At 64.3% G+C, this 17,226-nt stretch carries 20 protein-coding genes; 13 read left to right on the top strand and 7 right to left on the bottom strand.

All coding sequences use genetic code 11. From position 1 onward, the window contains the following. The first annotated feature begins 205 nt into the window (after window positions 1-205). The 3 genes from AC0L3B_RS14970 (at window position 206) to AC0L3B_RS14960 (ending at window position 1,762) form a co-directional block, all read left to right on the top strand. A complete protein-coding gene (locus tag AC0L3B_RS14970; protein ID WP_007591346.1) occupies window positions 206-511 on the top strand; it encodes an ETC complex I subunit in 306 nt (101 codons plus the stop codon). A gap of 192 nt (window positions 512-703) precedes the next feature. Beyond that, a complete protein-coding gene (locus tag AC0L3B_RS14965; protein ID WP_007591345.1) occupies window positions 704-1,189 on the top strand; it encodes an Lrp/AsnC family transcriptional regulator in 486 nt (161 codons plus the stop codon). Window positions 1,190-1,462: 273 nt separating this feature from the next. After that, entirely contained in the window at window positions 1,463-1,762 is a 300-nt protein-coding gene (locus AC0L3B_RS14960; RefSeq protein WP_007591343.1) for a DUF3551 domain-containing protein, read from the top strand. A 73-nt stretch (window positions 1,763-1,835) separates the two neighbouring features. Here AC0L3B_RS14960 and AC0L3B_RS14955 read toward each other — a convergent pair whose 3' ends face one another. Continuing rightward, entirely contained in the window at window positions 1,836-2,864 is a 1,029-nt protein-coding gene (locus tag AC0L3B_RS14955; protein ID WP_473380639.1) for an AraC family transcriptional regulator, read from the bottom strand. A gap of 158 nt (window positions 2,865-3,022) precedes the next feature. Between AC0L3B_RS14955 and AC0L3B_RS14950 the strand changes: the two genes are divergently transcribed. Genes AC0L3B_RS14950 through AC0L3B_RS14935 form a run of 4 tightly spaced genes read left to right on the top strand, consistent with a single transcriptional unit; the run spans window position 3,023 to window position 8,712 of the window. Then, the gene (locus tag AC0L3B_RS14950; RefSeq protein WP_085349863.1) at window positions 3,023-4,150 is read left to right on the top strand and encodes an isovaleryl-CoA dehydrogenase; all 1,128 of its coding nucleotides are present in this window, start codon (window positions 3,023-3,025) and stop codon (window positions 4,148-4,150) included. 24 nt (window positions 4,151-4,174) lie between these two features. Continuing rightward, window positions 4,175-5,779, top strand: a complete 1,605-nt coding sequence (locus tag AC0L3B_RS14945; protein WP_204511134.1) for a carboxyl transferase domain-containing protein — start codon at window positions 4,175-4,177, stop codon at window positions 5,777-5,779. A gap of 4 nt (window positions 5,780-5,783) precedes the next feature. Further along, window positions 5,784-7,799 (top strand): acetyl/propionyl/methylcrotonyl-CoA carboxylase subunit alpha, encoded by a 2,016-nt coding sequence (locus tag AC0L3B_RS14940; protein ID WP_473380638.1) that lies wholly within the window; start codon window positions 5,784-5,786, stop codon window positions 7,797-7,799. A 1-nt stretch (window position 7,800) separates the two neighbouring features. Continuing rightward, entirely contained in the window at window positions 7,801-8,712 is a 912-nt protein-coding gene (locus tag AC0L3B_RS14935) for a hydroxymethylglutaryl-CoA lyase (RefSeq protein WP_018457768.1), read from the top strand. A 45-nt stretch (window positions 8,713-8,757) separates the two neighbouring features. Here AC0L3B_RS14935 and AC0L3B_RS14930 read toward each other — a convergent pair whose 3' ends face one another. Genes AC0L3B_RS14930 through AC0L3B_RS14920 form a run of 3 tightly spaced genes read right to left on the bottom strand, consistent with a single transcriptional unit; the run spans window position 8,758 to window position 11,686 of the window. Beyond that, window positions 8,758-10,116 carry a TRAP transporter large permease gene (locus AC0L3B_RS14930; RefSeq protein ID WP_007591317.1) on the bottom strand — a complete coding sequence of 453 codons (1,359 nt, stop codon included), beginning with the start codon at window positions 10,114-10,116 and terminating at the stop codon, window positions 8,758-8,760. Continuing rightward, window positions 10,113-10,667 (bottom strand): TRAP transporter small permease, encoded by a 555-nt coding sequence (locus AC0L3B_RS14925; RefSeq protein ID WP_247296812.1) that lies wholly within the window; start codon window positions 10,665-10,667, stop codon window positions 10,113-10,115. Before AC0L3B_RS14925 ends, AC0L3B_RS14930 begins: the two co-directional genes overlap by 4 nt. Further along, window positions 10,664-11,686: a TRAP transporter substrate-binding protein gene (locus AC0L3B_RS14920; protein ID WP_473380637.1), complete on the bottom strand. Its 1,023-nt coding sequence runs from the start codon at window positions 11,684-11,686 to the stop codon at window positions 10,664-10,666. The genes AC0L3B_RS14925 and AC0L3B_RS14920 overlap by 4 nt, the downstream gene beginning before the upstream one ends. 319 nt (window positions 11,687-12,005) lie before the next feature. Here AC0L3B_RS14920 and AC0L3B_RS14915 point away from each other — a divergent pair, with 319 nt between their 5' ends. Continuing rightward, window positions 12,006-12,248 (top strand): pentapeptide MXKDX repeat protein, encoded by a 243-nt coding sequence (locus AC0L3B_RS14915; protein WP_007591301.1) that lies wholly within the window; start codon window positions 12,006-12,008, stop codon window positions 12,246-12,248. A 139-nt stretch (window positions 12,249-12,387) separates the two neighbouring features. On the opposite strand, the gene AC0L3B_RS14910 is transcribed toward AC0L3B_RS14915, so the two are convergent. Next, a complete protein-coding gene (locus AC0L3B_RS14910; protein ID WP_473380636.1) occupies window positions 12,388-12,735 on the bottom strand; it encodes a DUF6481 family protein in 348 nt (115 codons plus the stop codon). Window positions 12,736-13,003: 268 nt separating this feature from the next. On the opposite strand from AC0L3B_RS14910, the gene AC0L3B_RS14905 reads away from it, so the two are divergent. The 3 genes from AC0L3B_RS14905 (at window position 13,004) to AC0L3B_RS14895 (ending at window position 14,556) form a co-directional block, all read left to right on the top strand. Continuing rightward, window positions 13,004-13,240: a hypothetical protein gene (locus AC0L3B_RS14905; RefSeq protein ID WP_085385256.1), complete on the top strand. Its 237-nt coding sequence runs from the start codon at window positions 13,004-13,006 to the stop codon at window positions 13,238-13,240. A gap of 76 nt (window positions 13,241-13,316) precedes the next feature. Further along, window positions 13,317-13,565, top strand: a complete 249-nt coding sequence (locus AC0L3B_RS14900) for a hypothetical protein (protein WP_085385255.1) — start codon at window positions 13,317-13,319, stop codon at window positions 13,563-13,565. 184 nt (window positions 13,566-13,749) lie between these two features. After that, window positions 13,750-14,556 carry a hypothetical protein gene (locus AC0L3B_RS14895; protein WP_085385254.1) on the top strand — a complete coding sequence of 269 codons (807 nt, stop codon included), beginning with the start codon at window positions 13,750-13,752 and terminating at the stop codon, window positions 14,554-14,556. A gap of 109 nt (window positions 14,557-14,665) precedes the next feature. Here AC0L3B_RS14895 and AC0L3B_RS14890 read toward each other — a convergent pair whose 3' ends face one another. Next, window positions 14,666-14,827 carry a hypothetical protein gene (locus AC0L3B_RS14890; RefSeq protein WP_018457775.1) on the bottom strand — a complete coding sequence of 54 codons (162 nt, stop codon included), beginning with the start codon at window positions 14,825-14,827 and terminating at the stop codon, window positions 14,666-14,668. Window positions 14,828-15,071: 244 nt separating this feature from the next. Here AC0L3B_RS14890 and AC0L3B_RS14885 point away from each other — a divergent pair, with 244 nt between their 5' ends. After that, window positions 15,072-15,221 carry a hypothetical protein gene (locus tag AC0L3B_RS14885; RefSeq protein ID WP_018457776.1) on the top strand — a complete coding sequence of 50 codons (150 nt, stop codon included), beginning with the start codon at window positions 15,072-15,074 and terminating at the stop codon, window positions 15,219-15,221. A gap of 334 nt (window positions 15,222-15,555) precedes the next feature. Here AC0L3B_RS14885 and AC0L3B_RS14880 read toward each other — a convergent pair whose 3' ends face one another. Continuing rightward, on the bottom strand, window positions 15,556-15,783 hold the full coding sequence (locus tag AC0L3B_RS14880) for a DUF2171 domain-containing protein (RefSeq protein ID WP_018457777.1): 228 nt from the start codon (window positions 15,781-15,783) through the stop codon (window positions 15,556-15,558). 148 nt (window positions 15,784-15,931) lie between these two features. Between AC0L3B_RS14880 and AC0L3B_RS14875 the strand changes: the two genes are divergently transcribed. Continuing rightward, on the top strand, window positions 15,932-17,215 hold the full coding sequence (locus AC0L3B_RS14875) for a hypothetical protein (protein WP_247541586.1): 1,284 nt from the start codon (window positions 15,932-15,934) through the stop codon (window positions 17,213-17,215). The last annotated feature ends 11 nt before the right edge of the window (window positions 17,216-17,226 follow it).

Raw genomic sequence — 17,226 nt, 5'->3', positions numbered from 1 at the left:
CGGGCGAGACCCCGGCGCGGAAGGCGGGTACGCAATTGTCACGATGCAGCATAATGATTATACCCATCGGCGAGCCATCCCGGGGGGCCGGAATCACCGATCAGTTCCCTAAAGGTGTCTCTATACTATGCCCGCGGTTTCCACCAACTGCTACCGTGACGCATCGAAATCGAACGAAAAGACGAACAAGAGGCCCGGACCGTCCATGACCGCACGCATTTTCAAGCCCGCCAAGAACGCGATGCAATCCGGCCGGTCGAAGACCAAGGAATGGCAGCTCGACTACGAGCCCGAGCAGCCGCGCGCGGTCGAGCCGCTGATGGGCTGGACCTCCTCCGGCGACATGAAGCAGCAGATCACGCTGCACTTCCACAGCAAGGAAGAGGCGGTCGCCTATTGCGAGCGCAAGGGCATCGCCTACCAGGTGATCGAGCCAAAGGAATCGGTGCGCCGTCCGGTCGCCTATGCGGACAATTTCTCGTTCCGCCGCGGCGAGCCGTGGACGCATTGAGGGCGGGCAACGAAACTCTCGTCATGCCCGGGCTTGTCCCGGGCATCCACGTGTTAGCGTCCACGTAAAAAGCCCGCGGTTGGCCGGGACAAGCTCGGCCAACCACGCCGGTTCTTCCCATCGTCCTGCCTTGGCAGCCATTCCGCCCCGTGCTTCGCTGTCTCGCATGATGCGACCATGACGAGGTGGGCTATGGCGGGGCGTGACCAGCTCGACGGCGTCGATCTGAAAATACTCTCCGAGTTGCAGCAGGACGGGCGGGTTCGCAATAACGAGCTGGCGCTGCGCGTCGGGGTGTCCGGGCCCAACTGCGTGAGGCGGCTGAAATCGCTGTTCAGCCGCGGCGTGATCCGGGCGGTGCGCGCCGTTATCGACGAGCGGCTGCTCGGCTACGAGGTGGTGTCGTTCGTCTCGATCCAGCTCGGCAGCCAAGCCCAGCCGGTGCTGGCGGCATTCGAGAGCTCGATCGCCGCGATCCCGCGCATCCAGCAGTGCTGGCGGATTTCGGGAGACACCGACTATCTTCTCAAATGCGTGGCGCCGAGCGTCGAGAGCATGCGCCAGCAGCTCCTGCATTTCGCCGCGATGCCGAACGTGAAGAACGTCCGCAGCTTTCCGGTGCTGGGCGTGGCGAAGGACGTGCCGCTGCCATTGCAGGAGATCGCGGCGGCAGGATAGTTCGGCGGCGACGGGTCCCAAAACGTAGCTCGCGTAACGACATCCAAACATCCGAAGGCGCGGGAGTGACTCCCTTACCGGGATACAGGTTCGGATAAGGCGGATATAAACATAAGTAACTCACCTAACTGTGACATGTGATTTGCGAAGTTCTGCAATGCGCCGAAGCGTGATTGCCGGTTCCTGGTGCTGGCCTACATGCGAGGTGTGAACCTCAGCCTGCGTCGCATGCCGAGGCCTCTTTTGTGGGACCCTGAAGCAGGAAAAGACAACATGACCTCGATCTCGAAGACGTTCGTCGCATCCGCTGCGACGCTGTTTGCATCTGCGTTTCTCATGATGACCGCGCCGGCTGCCCAGGCAGAAGACTACTGCATCACCAATGGTGCCCAGGCCGCGCATGGCTGCGGCTATCCGACGATGGAGGCCTGCCGGGCCGCGGCCGGCGGCATCGGCGGCTCGTGCTCACAGAGCGGCGGCGCGAAGACGTCGACCGACGCGCTGGCCTTCCAGCCGAAGCAGACGCACTCGCGCACCAAGCTGCGCCCGGGCGGGCAGACCAACTCGAACTGATCGAGACCGGTTTGGAAATGTTGCGGCCTCCGAGTTGGATCTCGGAGGCCGCAACAGCATGACAGCACGCGCGTCAGCGATACCTGCCGCGAAACTCGCGCGGTGAGGCGCCGGCCCAGGTGCGGAAGGCGCGGGAAAAGCTCTTCTCGTTGCGGAAGCCGGCGATCTCCGCGATCCGCTTGATCGGGCTGCGACCGCGCATCAACTCCTGCTTGGCGAGCTCGAATTTTGCCTCTTCCTTGAGATCCCGCAGTGAGGTCGCTTCATCGCGCAGGCGCCGATGCATGGTGCGGGTGGAGAGTGCCAGCTCGCTTGCGACATCCTCGGCGCCGAGACTGCGTCCGCGCGCATTGCGGAGTACGCGGCGAACGCGCTCGACCAGCAGCCGGTCGCGCCGATAGGGCAGTACGGTCAGCCGCAGCGCGCCCTTGAGCATGTTGTCGAGGTCCGCCGCGCTCCGGGTGAGCGGCAGCGACAGGTAATGCTTGTCGAAGGTGATGGAAGCGCGGTCCGCACCGAAGCGGATGTTTCGGCAAAAGATGGTCGGATAGACCGAGACGTGGCCGGGCTCGGGGTACGGAAATTCCGCGGCGCGGAGCGCGATTTGCGAATCCACCGCCCAGCAGGAGAAGCCGAGAACATAGCGGAGCAGGGTGACCAGGCAGAATTCGCGTAGAGGTCCGAGGTCGGTCAGTTCGCGGATGGACACGACCGCGGTCTCCTCGCCGACGGCGAGATCGAGCAGCACGTCCTCGGTGAGCAGACGATGGTGCCGGCACCAGCGCTTGAGCGCGACCTCCAGCGTCGGGGCGGTGATCGAGGCGCGGCACAGCATGCCGTAGGTGCCAAAGGGCAGCCGCCGCGAGAACCAGCCGAGCGCCTCGTCATCGAGTTCGCGCATGGCATGGCCCGCCAGCGCCTCGAACTGGCCGGCCGTGACCCGCCCATCCGGAGAATTGACAAGGCCCGGCGTTACCTGACCCCGGCTCAGCGCCTCGGTCGGATCGCGGCCGTAGCGTTCGTAAGCGGCAACGACGCCGCGGACGAAGGCGGCAGGGGTCACGGCACGGCGCGGGATCGCGGTTGCGACTTGAAAAGGCATCGGAAAATCCTCTGGGAAAATCCTCGCCAAGTTTGGCGGAAAATGCAACCTTTTCGACCGCAGAAGGGCCCGGATGCCGCTAGGTTCGGTCCCCAAAATAGGGAGGAATCGCCTTGAATATCCCGAGCATCGATTTCGATCTGGGCGAAGACATCAGCATGCTGCGCGACACGCTGCGCGCCTTCGTGGAGGCGGAGATCGCCCCGCGTGCCGCCGATATCGAGAAGGCCAATCTATTCCCGGCGGACCTCTGGAAGCGCCTTGGCGACCTCGGCCTGCTCGGCATGACCGCGCCGGAGCAATATGGCGGCTCCAACATGGGCTATCTCGCCCATATCGTCGCGATGGAGGAGATTTCGCGCGGCTCGGCCGCGGTCGGCCTCTCCTATGGCGCCCACTCAAATCTCTGCGTCAACCAGATCCGCCGCAACGGCAATGATGCGCAGCGCGAGCGCTATCTGCCAAAGTTGATCTCCGGCGAGTATGTCGGCGCGCTCGCGATGTCCGAGCCCGGCGCCGGCTCAGACGTCGTCTCGATGAAACTGCGCGCCGACAAACGCGGCGACCGCTACGTGCTCAACGGCTCGAAGATGTGGATCACCAATGGCGGCGATGCCGACGTGCTGGTGGTCTATGCCAAGACCGATCCGGAAGCGGGCCCGCGCGGCATGACCGCCTTCCTGGTCGAGAAGGGGACGAAGGGCTTCAGCCACGGCCAGCATCTCGACAAGCTCGGCATGCGCGGCTCCAACACGTATCCGCTGTTCTTCGACGAATGCGAGGTGCCGGAGGAGAACGTGCTTGGCAAGGTCGGCGAGGGCGTCAAGGTGCTGATGTCCGGCCTCGACTATGAGCGTACGGTCCTCTCGGGTGGACCACTCGGGATCATGGCGGCCTGCATGGACGCGGTGGTGCCCTATATGCACGAGCGCAAGCAGTTCGGGCAGCCGATCGGCGACTTCCAGCTCATGCAGGGCAAGCTCGCCGACATGTACGCGACCTGGCAGGCCACGCGCGCCTATGTCTATGCGGTGGGGCGTGCCTGCGACCGCGCCGATCACGCGCGCAGCTTGCGCAAGGACGCCGCCGCTGCGATCCTCTATTCCGCCGAGAAAGCGACGTGGATGGCGGGTGAGGCGATCCAGGCGCTTGGCGGGGTCGGCTACACCTCCGAATTTCCGGTCGGACGCCTGTGGCGCGATGCAAAGCTTTACGAGATCGGCGCCGGCACCTCGGAGGTCCGACGTATGCTGATCGGTCGCGAATTGATGGCCGAGACGGCTTAAAACCTTCACGCGATTGGAATCAACATGCCGCTCCATTCCAGCATCGATACGTCTTCGTCGGACTTTGCGCGCAATTCCGAGGCCATGCGCACCCTCGTCGCGGATTTGCGCGAGAAGCTGAGCCAGGTCGCCGGCGGCGGCGGCGAGGTCTCGCGCAACCGCCATACGTCGCGCGGCAAGATGCTGGCGCGCGAGCGCGTCGACTTGCTGGTCGATCCCGGCACCGCGTTCATGGAGCTGTCGCCGCTCGCGGCCTATGGCCTCTATGGCGGCGACGTGCATTCGGCGAGCGTCGTCACCGGGGTCGGGCGTATCTTGGGCCGCGAATGCGTGATCGTCGCCAACGACGCCACCATCAAAGGCGGCACCTATTATCCCATGACCGTGAAGAAGCATCTGCGCGCGCAGGACGTGGCGCGGCAGAACAATCTTCCCTGCGTCTATATGGTCGATTCCGGCGGCGCCTTCCTGCCGCTGCAGGACGAGATATTTCCCGACGAGCGGCATTTCGGCCGCATCTTCTACAACCAGGCGCAGATGTCCTCGCAAGGAATCCCGCAGATTGCCATCGTGATGGGTTCCTGCACAGCCGGCGGCGCCTATGTCCCCGCGATGTCGGACGAGAGCATCATCGTGCGCAACCAGGGCACGATCTTCCTCGGCGGGCCGCCGCTGGTGAAGGCCGCGACAGGCGAAGTGGTGACCGCGGAGGAGCTTGGTGGCGCCGACGTGCATTCGCGGCAATCGGGTGTGACCGATCATTATGCCCAGAACGACGCACACGCGATCGGCATCGCCCGCCGCATCGTCGGCACGCTGAAGCCGTCGGTACGACCAAACCTCAACATGCATCCGCCGCGTGATCCCTTGTTCGCGGCGGAGGAGATCTACGGCGTGGTGCCCGTCGACGGGCGCAAGCCGTTCGACGTGCGCGACATCATTGCGCGCGTCGTCGATGGTTCCGAGTTCGACGAGTTCAAGAAGCTCTACGGCACGACGCTGGTGTGCGGCTTCGCCCACATCTGGGGTTTTCCGGTCGGCATCATTGCCAACAACGGCATCCTGTTCAGCGAGAGCTCGCTGAAGGGGGCGCATTTCATCGAGCTGTGCTGCCAGCGCGGCATTCCGCTGGTGTTCCTGCAGAACATCACCGGCTTCATGGTCGGCAAGAAATACGAAGCCGGCGGCATTGCGCGTGACGGCGCCAAGCTGGTGACGGCGGTCGCGACCGCGTCGGTGCCGAAATTCACCGTGGTGATCGGCGGGTCCTACGGCGCCGGCAATTACGGCATGTGCGGCCGCGCCTACTCCCCGCGCTTCCTGTGGATGTGGCCTAACGCGCGCATCTCGGTGATGGGCGGCGAGCAGGCCTCGATGGTGCTGAGCCAGGTCCGCCGCGACAATATCGAGGCCAAGGGCGACAGCTGGTCGAAAGAAGACGAAGATAAATTCCGCGAACCGATCCGCGCGCAATATGAGAGCCAGGGGCACCCGTATTACGCGACCGCGCGGCTGTGGGACGACGGCGTGATCGACCCGGCCGACACAAGGCTGGTGCTCGGTCTCGGCCTCTCGGCGGCGTCGAATGCGCCGATCGAACCGACGAAATTCGGCCTGTTCAGGATGTGATGCGATGGACCGCTCAAAGCTCTACCGCCGTTTTCGCACCCTCCTGATCGCCAACCGCGGCGAGATCGCCTGCCGCGTGATCCGCACCGCGCGCGCCATGGGCCTGCGCACGGTCGCGGTCTATTCCGAGGCGGACCGCGACGCGATGCATGTCGCGCTCGCCGACGAGGCCGTGCTGCTCGGGCCCGCACGTGCCCGCGACAGCTATCTTAATGTCGAGCGGCTGATCGAGGCCGCGCGCAAGACCGGCGCGGAGGCGATCCATCCCGGCTATGGCTTCCTGTCGGAGAATGCCGAATTCGCCCAGGCGTGTTTCGACGCCGGACTGGTCTTCGTCGGCCCGACAGCGCCAATGATGACTGCCATGGGCTCGAAGTCCGGCTCCAAGGCGCTTATGGAGAAGGCCGGCGTCCCGCTGGTGCCAGGCTATCACGGCGAGGCGCAGGACGATGCGACGTTGGCGAAGGCGGCCGAGAAGGTCGGTTTCCCGATTCTGGTGAAGGCGTCCGCTGGCGGCGGCGGCCGTGGTATGCGCATCGTTCGCTCCGCGGATGAACTTGCGCCTGCGATCGTCAGCGCGAAGCGCGAGGCCAAGGCCGCGTTCGGCGACGACCGCATGCTGATCGAAAAATATGTCGATAACCCCCGGCATATCGAGGTGCAGGTGATCGGCGACAGCCACGGCAATCTGCTCTCGCTGTTCGAGCGCGAATGCACCCTGCAGCGCCGCCACCAGAAGGTGATCGAGGAGGCACCGTCGCCGACGCTCAATCCCGCCCAGCGCGAGGCGGTCTGTGCCGCCGCGCGAAAGGCCGCGGGCGCCGTCAACTATGTCGGCGCCGGCACCATCGAGTTCGTGTCCGACGGCAAGGACGTGTTCTTCATCGAGATGAACACTCGTCTCCAGGTCGAGCATCCCGTGACCGAGCTGATCACGGGGATCGACTTGGTCGAGTGGCAGTTGCGCGTCGCTTTCGGCGAGGCGTTGCCGCTGAAGCAAGACGAGATCAAGCTTCACGGCCACGCCGTGGAGGCGCGGGTCTACGCGGAGAACCCGACCAAGAACTTCATGCCGTCGGTGGGCAAGATATCAACCTGGCGTCTGCCCGCTGAAACGGGGGGGCTGCGCATCGACTCCGGCTATCGGGAAGGCGATACGGTTTCGCCGTACTACGATGCGATGCTGGCAAAAATGATCGCCTGGGCGCCGACGCGGGATGTCGCGATCGAGCGGCTGAACCGCGGGCTGGAAGAGTCCGACGTCCGCGGCATCGTGACCAACATCCCGTTCCTGTCGGCGCTGATGACGCATCCGAAGGTGAGGGCGAATGCGATCGACACCGGCTTCATCGAGCGCGAACTGACGGTTCTGACGCAGGCCCCGGCGGCGCCGGGCGAGCTCGAGCTCTGCGCCGCGGTGGCCGCTGTGATCAACCACGAGCGGCAGGCTGCACAGGCGGACGCGAATTCGCCCTGGCAGACCTTTGGCTGGATGGCGGTCGGCCGCCGCCAGCGCAATTTTGCGTTTCGCGCGGGTCATGGTGTTGGTCATGGGTCCGAGCAGAAGATCACGCTGAACTATGGCAGCGGACCAGCGACGCTGGTGATCGGCGAACGCGAGCTGGCATTTGCGATCGCGCCCCGGGACGGCGGCTTCGACGTGACGCTTGACGGCGTCAAATCGTTCGTCGCAGCCGTGATCGACGGCCATGAGCTGTATTTGCGCACGCGCAACGGGCGATTCGACCTGCATTGGGTCGATCCGTTCGGCGGCGAGATGGAGGAGCAGGCCGGCGCGGACAAGATCGCAGCGCCCTTGCCGGGCACCGTCGTCGCCGTGCTGGCGGAGGAGGGCGCCAAGCTCGAGAAGGGCGCGCCGATCCTCACCCTGGAAGTGATGAAGATGGAGCAGACGCTGCGTGCGCCCTATGCCGGCGTGCTGAAATCCATCAAATGCAAGGTCGGCGACATCGTCCAGGAGGGCGTCGAGCTCGCCGTGGTCGAGCCTTCCGGAGAATGAGATGAGCGATAAGGTCCGCATCATCGAAATGGGGCCGCGTGACGGCCTCCAGAACGAGAAAACGGCGGTCAGTGTCGAGGCCCGGATCGCCTTCATCGAGGCGCTGGTCGCGGCCGGCCTCAATACAGTCGAGGTCGGCGCCTTCGTCTCGCCCAAGGCGATCCCGCAGATGGCGAGCTCGGACGCCGTGCTGCGCGGCGTTAGCCATTTGACCAGTGCCGAATTCCACGTGCTAGTGCCGAACGAGAAGGGCTATGACGCCGCGTGCGCGGCCGGCGCAAAGATCGTCTCGGTGTTCGCCGCGGCCTCCGAGGGCTTTTCGCGGGCCAACATCAATTGCACGGTCGCGGAGTCCATCGAACGGTTTAAGCCGGTGCTGGCGCGCGCCAGGGACGATGGTGTCAAGGTCCGCGGCTATATCTCCTGCGTGCTGGGCTGTCCGTTCGACGGTGAGATCCAGCCGAAAGCGGTCGCCGATCTCGCCACCACGCTGTGGGAGCTCGGCTGCTACGAGATCTCGCTCGGCGACACGATCGGTGTCGGTACGCCTGCCAAAGCCAAAGAGATGCTGCGGGCGGTCAGCGCCAACATCCCTCCCGCCAATCTCGCGATGCATTTTCACGACACCTACGGCCAGGCGCTCGCCAATCTCTATGCGGGGCTGGAGGAAGGCGTCCGCGTCATCGACGCCGCCGCCGGCGGCCTCGGCGGCTGCCCCTACGCGCCGGGCGCGACCGGCAACGTCGCGACCGAGGACGTCGTCTATATGCTCGGTGGCATGGGGATTAGGACGGGTGTCGATATGGACCGGTTGCTGGCGGCAACCAACGAGATGAGCGGCGTGCTGGGCAAGCCGCCGGTGAGCCGCGTGGCCTCCGCACTGAACGCGAAGAGGAAGCGCGCCAGCTCCTAGTTCTCCGTTATTGCGAGCGCAGCGAAGCAATGATGGTGGACGCAGCTACCTGCTCCCGTCCGGCCCCATCACCAGGTCCGGCAGTGCGGTCGAGATGCCCGGCACGAAGCAGAGCAGCAGCACCGCGAGCATCATCAAAAGCACGAACGGCAGCGTGCCCCAGATCACCTCGCGCAGGGGAATATCCGGCGCGACGTTGCGGATGACGAAGATGTTGAGGCCGACGGGTGGATGGATCAGTCCCATCTCCATCACGATGGTCATGACGACGCCGAACCAGATGATGTCGAAATTGGCGGCGCGGAGCGGCGGCAGGATGATTGGCGCGGTCATGAGAATAATCGAGACCGGCGGCAGGAAGAAACCGAGCACGACGACCATGACGAGGATCGCGAACAAGAGGCCCCAGCGGGGCAAATGCATCGCGACGACGGATTCGGCGGCCGATTGCGAGATGTGCAGATAGCTCATCACGTAGGAATAGAGCAGCGACATGCCGATGATCATCATCAGCATGGTCGATTCCCGGATCGTCGATTTCAGGATCGGGGCAAGGTCGCTCGGCCGCCACACGCTGTAGATCGCCGCGATCAATGCCAGCGCCAAGAGGCCGCCGAGGCCGGCAGTCTCTGATGGCGTGGCGTAACCGCCATAGAGGGCGATCATGACGCCGGTGAGCAGCAGCACGAACGGGATCACGCGCGGCAGTACGCTGAAGCGTTCCGCGAGCGTGTACTCGTCGCGGGCGAGGATCGCAGCTTCCGGGCCGCCGTTCTTGTAGATCGCTTCGGCCGCGGCGTATTCCTGGCGGAAGCGAATCACGGCGTAAACGCCGAACAGCGAGACCAGCAGCAGGCCGGGCCCGATACCGGCGAGGAACAGCCGTCCTAGCGATTTTTCGGCGGCGACCGCAAACAGGATCATGGTGATCGACGGCGGCAACAGAATGCCGAGCGTGCCGCCGGCGGCGATGATCCCCGCGGCAAAGCCGCCGGAATAGCCGCGCTTGCGCATCTCGGGGATGCCGGCCGAGCCGATTGCCGAGCAGGTCGCGGGCGAGGAGCCCGCCATCGCCGCAAACAGCGCGCAGGCGAACACATTGGCGACGCCGAGCCCGCCGGGGACGCGGTGCAGCCAAGCGTGCAGGGCCGAGTAGAGATCCTGGCCGGCGCGCGACTTGCCGATCGCGGCGCCCTTCAGGATGAAGAGCGGGATCGACAGCAGCGTGATCGAGGCCATTTCCTCGTAGACATTCTGCGTCACCGTGTCGAGAGAGGCGGCGGGCATGTAGATGCCCATGAACACGACTGCGACCGCGCCGAGCGCGAACGCGATCGGCATGCCCGAAAACATCACGACAAGCGTCGCGATCCCGTAGGCGAGGCCGATACCGAAAACGCTCATGAACGCCTGGCTCCAGCGAAAGGCAGCGCAAGCTGCACGAGGATCTGGACGCAGAGCAGACTCATGCCGAACGCCATTAGCGAATAGGGGATGGCCAGCGGCGGCGACCACATCGAGTTCGAGACCTGGCCATCGACATAGGCTTCATGCGCCAGTGTCCAGGACTTCCAGGCGAAGAAAGCGCAGAACAGAAGCGTCACGGCATCGACCAGCCAGAGCCTGATCCGGTTCGCCAGTGGTGAGAGCAGGCCGACGAAGGCCTCGATGCCGATGTGACCGCGGTTCTGCTGCACGTAGGCGGCCGTCATGAAGGTCGCGCCGACCAGCAGGAACACCGCGGCCTCGTCCTGCCAGTAATTGGCAGCCTTGAACAAGGCGCGGCTGAGCACGCTGTAGCTCAGGATGGCGCAGGCGGCGATCAGCGCAATCGCGGCGAACACGACGATGATGTTGTTGAGGATGGCGAGACCGCGATCGATCGCTGCCGCAAGGCCGGTCCTTGCGGCAGCGTTTACCTGGCCGTCACGATCCGGAAGCGGACCGTGGCTCATGCGGCGACGTCGGTCGCGAGCTTGAGCAGGTTGGCAGATGTCGCGGTCTTGGCGCCGTAGTCCTTCCATGCGGTGTCGCGGGCGATGTCACGCCACTTGCCGACGGTCGCGGCATCGAGCGCCGAGACCTTGGCGCCGGCCTTCTCGTAGACCTTGGCGACCTCGACATCGTCGTCCTGCGCGCCCTTGCGGCCGAAGGCTTCGAGCTCGGTGCCGACCGCGAGCAGGACGTCCTGCTGGTTCTTCGGCAGCTTGTCGAAGATCGCCTTCGACATCATCAGCGGCTCGAGCATGAACCAATAGGACGCGCCTGCGCCCGAGGTCAGCGATTTCGCGACCTCCTCAAGCCGGAACGAGATCAGGCTGGTCGAGGAGGTGATGCCGGCATCACACGCCCCCGTCTGCATCGCTGCGTAGATTTCGTTCGAGGGCACCGACAGCACGGATGCGCCGGCAGTCTGCAGCACCATGTCCATCTCGCGCGAGCCGCCGCGCACCTTGAGACCCTTGGCATCTTCGGGGGCCACGATCGGCTTGGAGCGGCTGGCGACGCCGCCGGCCTGCCACACCCAGCTGAGCAGGATGATGCCCTTGTCGGCGAGGAAGTCGGTCAAGGCCTTGCCGACCGGCTCCTTCTTCCAGCGCATGCCCTGGTCGTAGGTGGTGACGAGGCCCGGCATCAGGCCGATATTGGTTTCCGGCAATTCGCCGCCGGCATAGGGCATCGGATAGAGGCTGATGTCGAGCGCGCCCTTGCGCATCGCGGAGAACTGCGCGTTGGTCTTGATCAGCGAGGAGTTCGGATAGATCTCGGCGGCGATGTCGCCGTTGCTGCGCTTGCTGACTTCGGCGGCGAACACGCGACAGAGCCGGTCGCGGAAATCGCCCTTTTCGACGGTGCCGCCCGGGAATTGATGCGAGATCTTCAGCGTGGTCGCGGCATGCGCGGTGCCGGTGCTGAAACGGAGAATGGCGGGTGCGGCGACGGCGGTCGCGATCAGGTGGCGGCGCGTGAACATGGCGTGATTCCCTTGGACGGTTCTTGGAAGGTTCTTGTTTGCTTTGCCGTGATTTTGGGCCGGTCTTGGAGACCGCGCTGAGGCCCATCCTAGCCGGTCTTTCAGACAATGTTCTCTAGTCTGATAGTTCGAGACCGAATGCCGCGGCAAGCGTCGGTGATGCTGCATTGCACACTCCCGATCTCCTACATCCGCAGAACCAAGGATGGGCTCGCGGAAATTTATCGGCGGCCGCGTAACAACGCCCCGTGGCAATCCGTCGAGATCAGATAGCGGCGTCCGTCGCTGACCAACATCCATCTCGAAGGGAAGACCAGTCATGACCATTCGTACCCGCATCGCGCTCGGCGTTTCGGCGGCCGTTCTCTCGCTCGGCCTCGCGCTGTCGCCTGCCGCCTTTGCCCAGGACAAGATGGGCAAGGATGACGGCATGATGAAAAAGGACACGATGTCCAAGGACGGCATGAAGAAGGACACCATGTCCAAGGACGACGGCATGAAGAAGGACACGATGTCGAAGGACGGGATGAAGAAAGACGACGGGATGATGAAGAAGCACTGATCTTCCAACGTCGAGGAGGCGCTTGCGACAGGCAGACGCGCGCCAAAAATCCGGGGGCGGTCACGTAGACCGCCCCCAGAGCATTTGTTTCAGTCCAAATTCAATTGAACGTGACTTGCGCGCGTTAGACTTGCAAACGTTACTTGCGCTTCGCCTTGCGGGCGGCGTAGCGGGCGTCCCGCTTGGCTTTTTGCTCGGCCTCGGCTTCGGCCGCCTTCGCGACGGCTTCTTCGGCCTCGCGGGCGATCCGCGCGGCCTCGAGCGCGGCAGCTTCTTCTTGAAGGCGCTTCTGCTCGGCCTTTTCCGTGTCGCGCGCAGCCTTTGCTTCGGCGCGCTTGGCCGCAAGGGCCTCGCGCTCCGCACGCCTCGCCACAACCGCGGGATCATCCGGCCCCGGCTGCGACTTGAATTTGTTCAAAAGGTTCTTGCGTGCTTCCTGTGCCGCCTTTTGCCGGTCGGAGAAGCCTGGTTCCCTAAATCCACTCATCGGCGAACCTTGTCATCCTCGCTTTCGATCCTACATCACTGCCTGTTGGTACGTCGGCTGGGCATAGCGGGCGCCGCGCGACGCAGATGCGTGTACATCGGCGCGCGCCGTGATGCCACCTATAATCGCAGCCGATCAGGTAGACGAAAATCGCCGCCCCCGACGATCTCTCGTAGCCCCGAAAAACTGCCGAATTGTGATGTCCCTCATAAGGGGGCACCAGGGCGGTGCCTAGCGTCCGCCCGGGTATGAGACGCGGAGCACGGGTATGACGATCTCACGACTGAGCCTGAAGGCGCTCGCAATCGCCGTTGTGGTGGCAGCCTTGGCCACTGCCGCGCTGCTGCTCGCCCGTCCGCAACCAATCGAAAGTGCCGTCCTGGGCACGGATTGGGAATGCACCCAGACCGCGTTTGTGCTTACGACCTGCGCTCCGCGCGTCCAGCAGGCGATCCCGGCGGCCGAAACCTCCCGCAAGGAAGCGATCCGGCCGACCCGAGGCTAACCGGGAGAAGCCGGACGGGATGTGACGCCACGCCGCAGAGGTGATAAAGCCCGCTCGCCCCCGTGATCGGTCAGCCATGTCCAAGCCCGAAGCCAGTTCCGAAGCCAACTCCGAAGCTAAGCCCGAACCGGGCGCGAAGCCGAAATCCACTCCAAAACCTCAATCCGGTGACAACCGCCGCGGCGCCATCGCTGGCTTGATCATCGCGATCCTGATCCTCGGCGTCGGCTGGTGGCTCGCCCGCGATCTCACCTCCGCGAGCAAGATGCAGGACTGCCTGATGTCCGGGCGAAGCAACTGCAATGTGATCGAGCCGGCCCACTAGAGGCATGCCAGAGCGACCCGCGCGGACGAAAAAATGTCGTGATCTTAATCATTTGTAACGGGACTTAGCCGACCAAAGCAGGTCAGTCATGTCAGCCGGCATCAGCTCAGCGCGAGCCGAATCGTCTATCGCGCCAGGCATCACGGCGGTTGACGGCAATCGAAAGAGTAGGGGGCAAGCACGCATGAGTGTGTCCAGTCGCATCAAGATCATCATTCCCTTGGTTTCGGCGATGTCATTGCTCGCCGTCCCGGCGCAGGCTCAGGACGCCAGACCGCCGAGAGACGCCGCCCAGCCATCGGCCGGGCCAGGCGCCGGCGCGCCGCCGCAGAACATGCGAAAGGGGCCGCCGCCGCAGCAGGCTGCCCGGCCGGCGCCACAGGCCGGCGTCCAGCCCTACGCCGGCGGTCTTGGTCATGCTGGTCCGGGTCCAAATCCTGCTCTCGCGAGTCCAGGTCCTGGCCCTCGCAATGCCGGCGGTCCGCCGCCCGGACGCAATTACGCCAGGGGTCCCGCACCGGCGCGCGACTGGGGCGGACACACCTATCGCGGCCATCTCGCCTGGGATGGCGGACGCTGGCGCCACGAAGTCCACAACGGCCGCTCTGGCTGGTGGTGGGATGTGGGCGGCGCGCGGTATTATTATCCGCAGCGGATGGACGGGCCTCCGGCCTATATCTCGGAGGATTATTACGACGACGTCCCCGTGGCCTATGCTCCGCCCGTCGCCTACGAACCGCCGCCGCCGCCGCCACCGGCCGATCCCGGCGCGAGCGCGCTTGGCGGCGCTATCGTCGGCGGCGTGCTGGGCGGCCTGATCTCGGGCAACGCCTCGGGTGCGGCCGCAGGCGCTGTGATCGGCGGTGCCACCGGCGCGATCGCCGGCGCGACGGCTGCTTCGCGCCCCGGCTACTATCTGGCCCAAGGCAACTGCTACTACCGCTATCCGAGCGGCCAGTACGTGCAGGCTGATCCACGGGCTTGTTACTGAGCACGCCAGGCGAGGGCTGAAGCGAAGAGGCGGCGAAAAGCCGCCTCTTTTCGTTTTGGCGCTGGCCCTCAGCTGGCCGGGAATTGATTCAAGGGGATCGCCCCGCGCGTCAGGACACTACCCAGTTGAAGAACGCGATCGCGGCCCAGACCAGGCCTGCGATCCAGGCCAGCATCACGATGCCGATGGTCGCAAGATAAGCGATGCCGAGCGGGTCGGATCTTTCGCCTCGCGCCGGGACGGGAATTTCGGCTGCGGCTTCTTGCGTCATGACGGGAATATCTCCCAAGCCTTCTCGCTCTCTGGGAGCGCTGAGGACTGTTTAGCGGAGGCGCCGTGCGCCGGCTGTGACGCACTTCACAGATCGGTACGCATCAAGCCCCCAATCGGGGCGGGTCGTTCGACAGATGCGTGAATTGGATTGCGTCGCAAATCCGCGAGGACGGCATTACCCCGCAATCATACGGACGAAATTGCCACGCGCTTGTCCAGATCGTCCGGCTAGAATTGGCTTCATGTGTACCAAGTACGATCCACAGCATGAAGCCGAGACGGCGATGAAGCGCGCCGTGGCGGCCGAAGGTCCTGACCGGCAACGTCTCATCGAGCTGGCCCTGGCCTGGCATCAACTCGCCCGCGACCGGCGCGAAGAGCGGACGGACTGAGCTCTCTCTTTACGAGAGAACTGGTATTCACAGAAAAACCCCGTGCTCGGGGGACAAGCACGGGGTTATCGAGAGCCGATCGGGGCTGGCAAATCGGCACCACTGGATTTCGAACGCGCCGATCGCAAGTTCGTTCCGCGCCCCCTTCAATTCATTTCGCGCGAGAACGCCGCCATCGGCGCCTATGCTCGTGACACTCGACGCCTGACGCGAGCCGCCGAAACGCTACGTTAAGACTCGTTCGGACGACGATTTTCCGATCGCGATTCGTTTCGGGGAACGAAGCGGAGCAGGATCGTGAACAAACAAAAAGTCCCCGAAGGGCTGCACTGTGTCAGGCAGCTTCCGACTTCGGCACCGCGTCGGCATTGACCGAAAGCTTGACGACATCGCCTTCGACGGCACCGACATATTTCGTGTCGATGTAATGATGATGGTCCTTGTGACCTTCCGGGTTGTCCTTCCGCGTCAGCTTGATACGGTTGCCCTCGACGCGGTCGACGGTGCCGACATGTGCGCCGTCCTTGCCGACGATCTTCATGTGCTCTCTGATCTCGCTCATGATGTTCTCCTTGTGCCGTGTCAACGGCGAGGACCGGTCTTCGTTGCAAGGATAGGCGGGCCCGGCTGTTGGAGCCAATGCGCTCGCCGGACGTTGAATGGCAGTCGCAATTGCCAAGATCCGCATCAAGACGCTCATCAAGATCCGCATGGAGACCTCCGAAGCCTATCTCGATCGAAAGCACAGGGAAATCGGGCTGCTGAACGATTGCCTGAGGAGCCCGCTGCATTTGGCTCGGCCGCAATCGGTCGACGAGGTTGTGGTCTCCAAGTTTCAGCTCGCCGCCGCACTACGCGCGGAACATGCGCTGCAGGACTGGAGAGCGACGGAGACGGCCTGGTCGCATGCGGCGTCTCCCAGCAGCGGTCCGTTCGTGTTCAGCTACGACTATCAGCGCGCGGACCTCAAGGTGAGTGGTCCCTCGTTCTATGAACTCGAGCGGGGCTGCAGGAGCGATGCGATCTATACCGCCTCCGGCATGGCCGCGATCTCCGCGCTGCTGCTCGCGTCCGCACGGATCATCGGCAAAGCAGACGTCGTGGTGCTGCCGGGCACTTACGGCGAGACACTGGAGCTGATCGAGAGCCTCGTCCCCCATTTGCGGCTTGTCATCGCCAGCCTCCCGCTGGGCGAAGCGTTCGCTGCGGCAGCCTTGCCACGCTTGCTCCTGCTCGATTCATGCGCCCCTGCCCGGGCGTTCGAGGCAGCTCTGCGTTGTGACGGTTCGGGGCTCGATCTGTTGATTTTCGACACGACATGTTTCGCCGGCAGATCGGCGCGCATCCGGCGTGTCTTGAGATGGGCCGCGCGATGGGACATTCCCGTCGTGTTGGTGCGAAGCCACAACAAGCTGGATTCGCTCGGGGTGGAATACGGCCGGCTCGGCTCTGCCGTGTTCGTGCATTGGAGCCGGAAGGACCTCAAGGCGGGCCAGCTGCTGTCCGAAAGCCTGGCGGCGGAAACCCGCAATGCCGTCCGGCTTCTCGGTGGCGCGGCGTTGCCGGCGCACTTCCCGCCATTCGTGGGCTCTGTGGCCTATTGGGCCCTGACGAAAAGGCGCGTCGCTGCGATTCTGCGCAACGGTCGCCACGCGGCGCGATATTTCGCCGCCGAGCTCGCTTCGCTCTCGGCCGAGCTGCATTTCACCCACGGCCTCTATGTCACGCTTCGCGGCAGGCGCGCCCTCGATGAGGCGACCGCGCGGCAGGCCGCCGAGGACATGAGCCGCGACCTGAGCGGCAAAGGCTTCCCCATTCGCCACGCCGGCAGTTTTGGTTTCGATTTCGCGGCGACCGAGTGGTTTCACGACGCGACGACGGATCGGTACAGCGTCCGGGTGGCGGTGCCGGATTTGCCGACTGAGTTGTGGAAGGATCTAGCAGCGGCGATTGCCGGGTGGTGGGCGCGACATCAAGGCGACACTGAAGGGTGAGTGCGGTGCAA

The sequence above is a fragment of the Bradyrhizobium sp. Kon56 genome, assembly GCF_055807635.1.
Note: the sequence above shows the minus strand (reverse complement) of the source record. Positions and strands in the feature narration are given on the sequence as shown.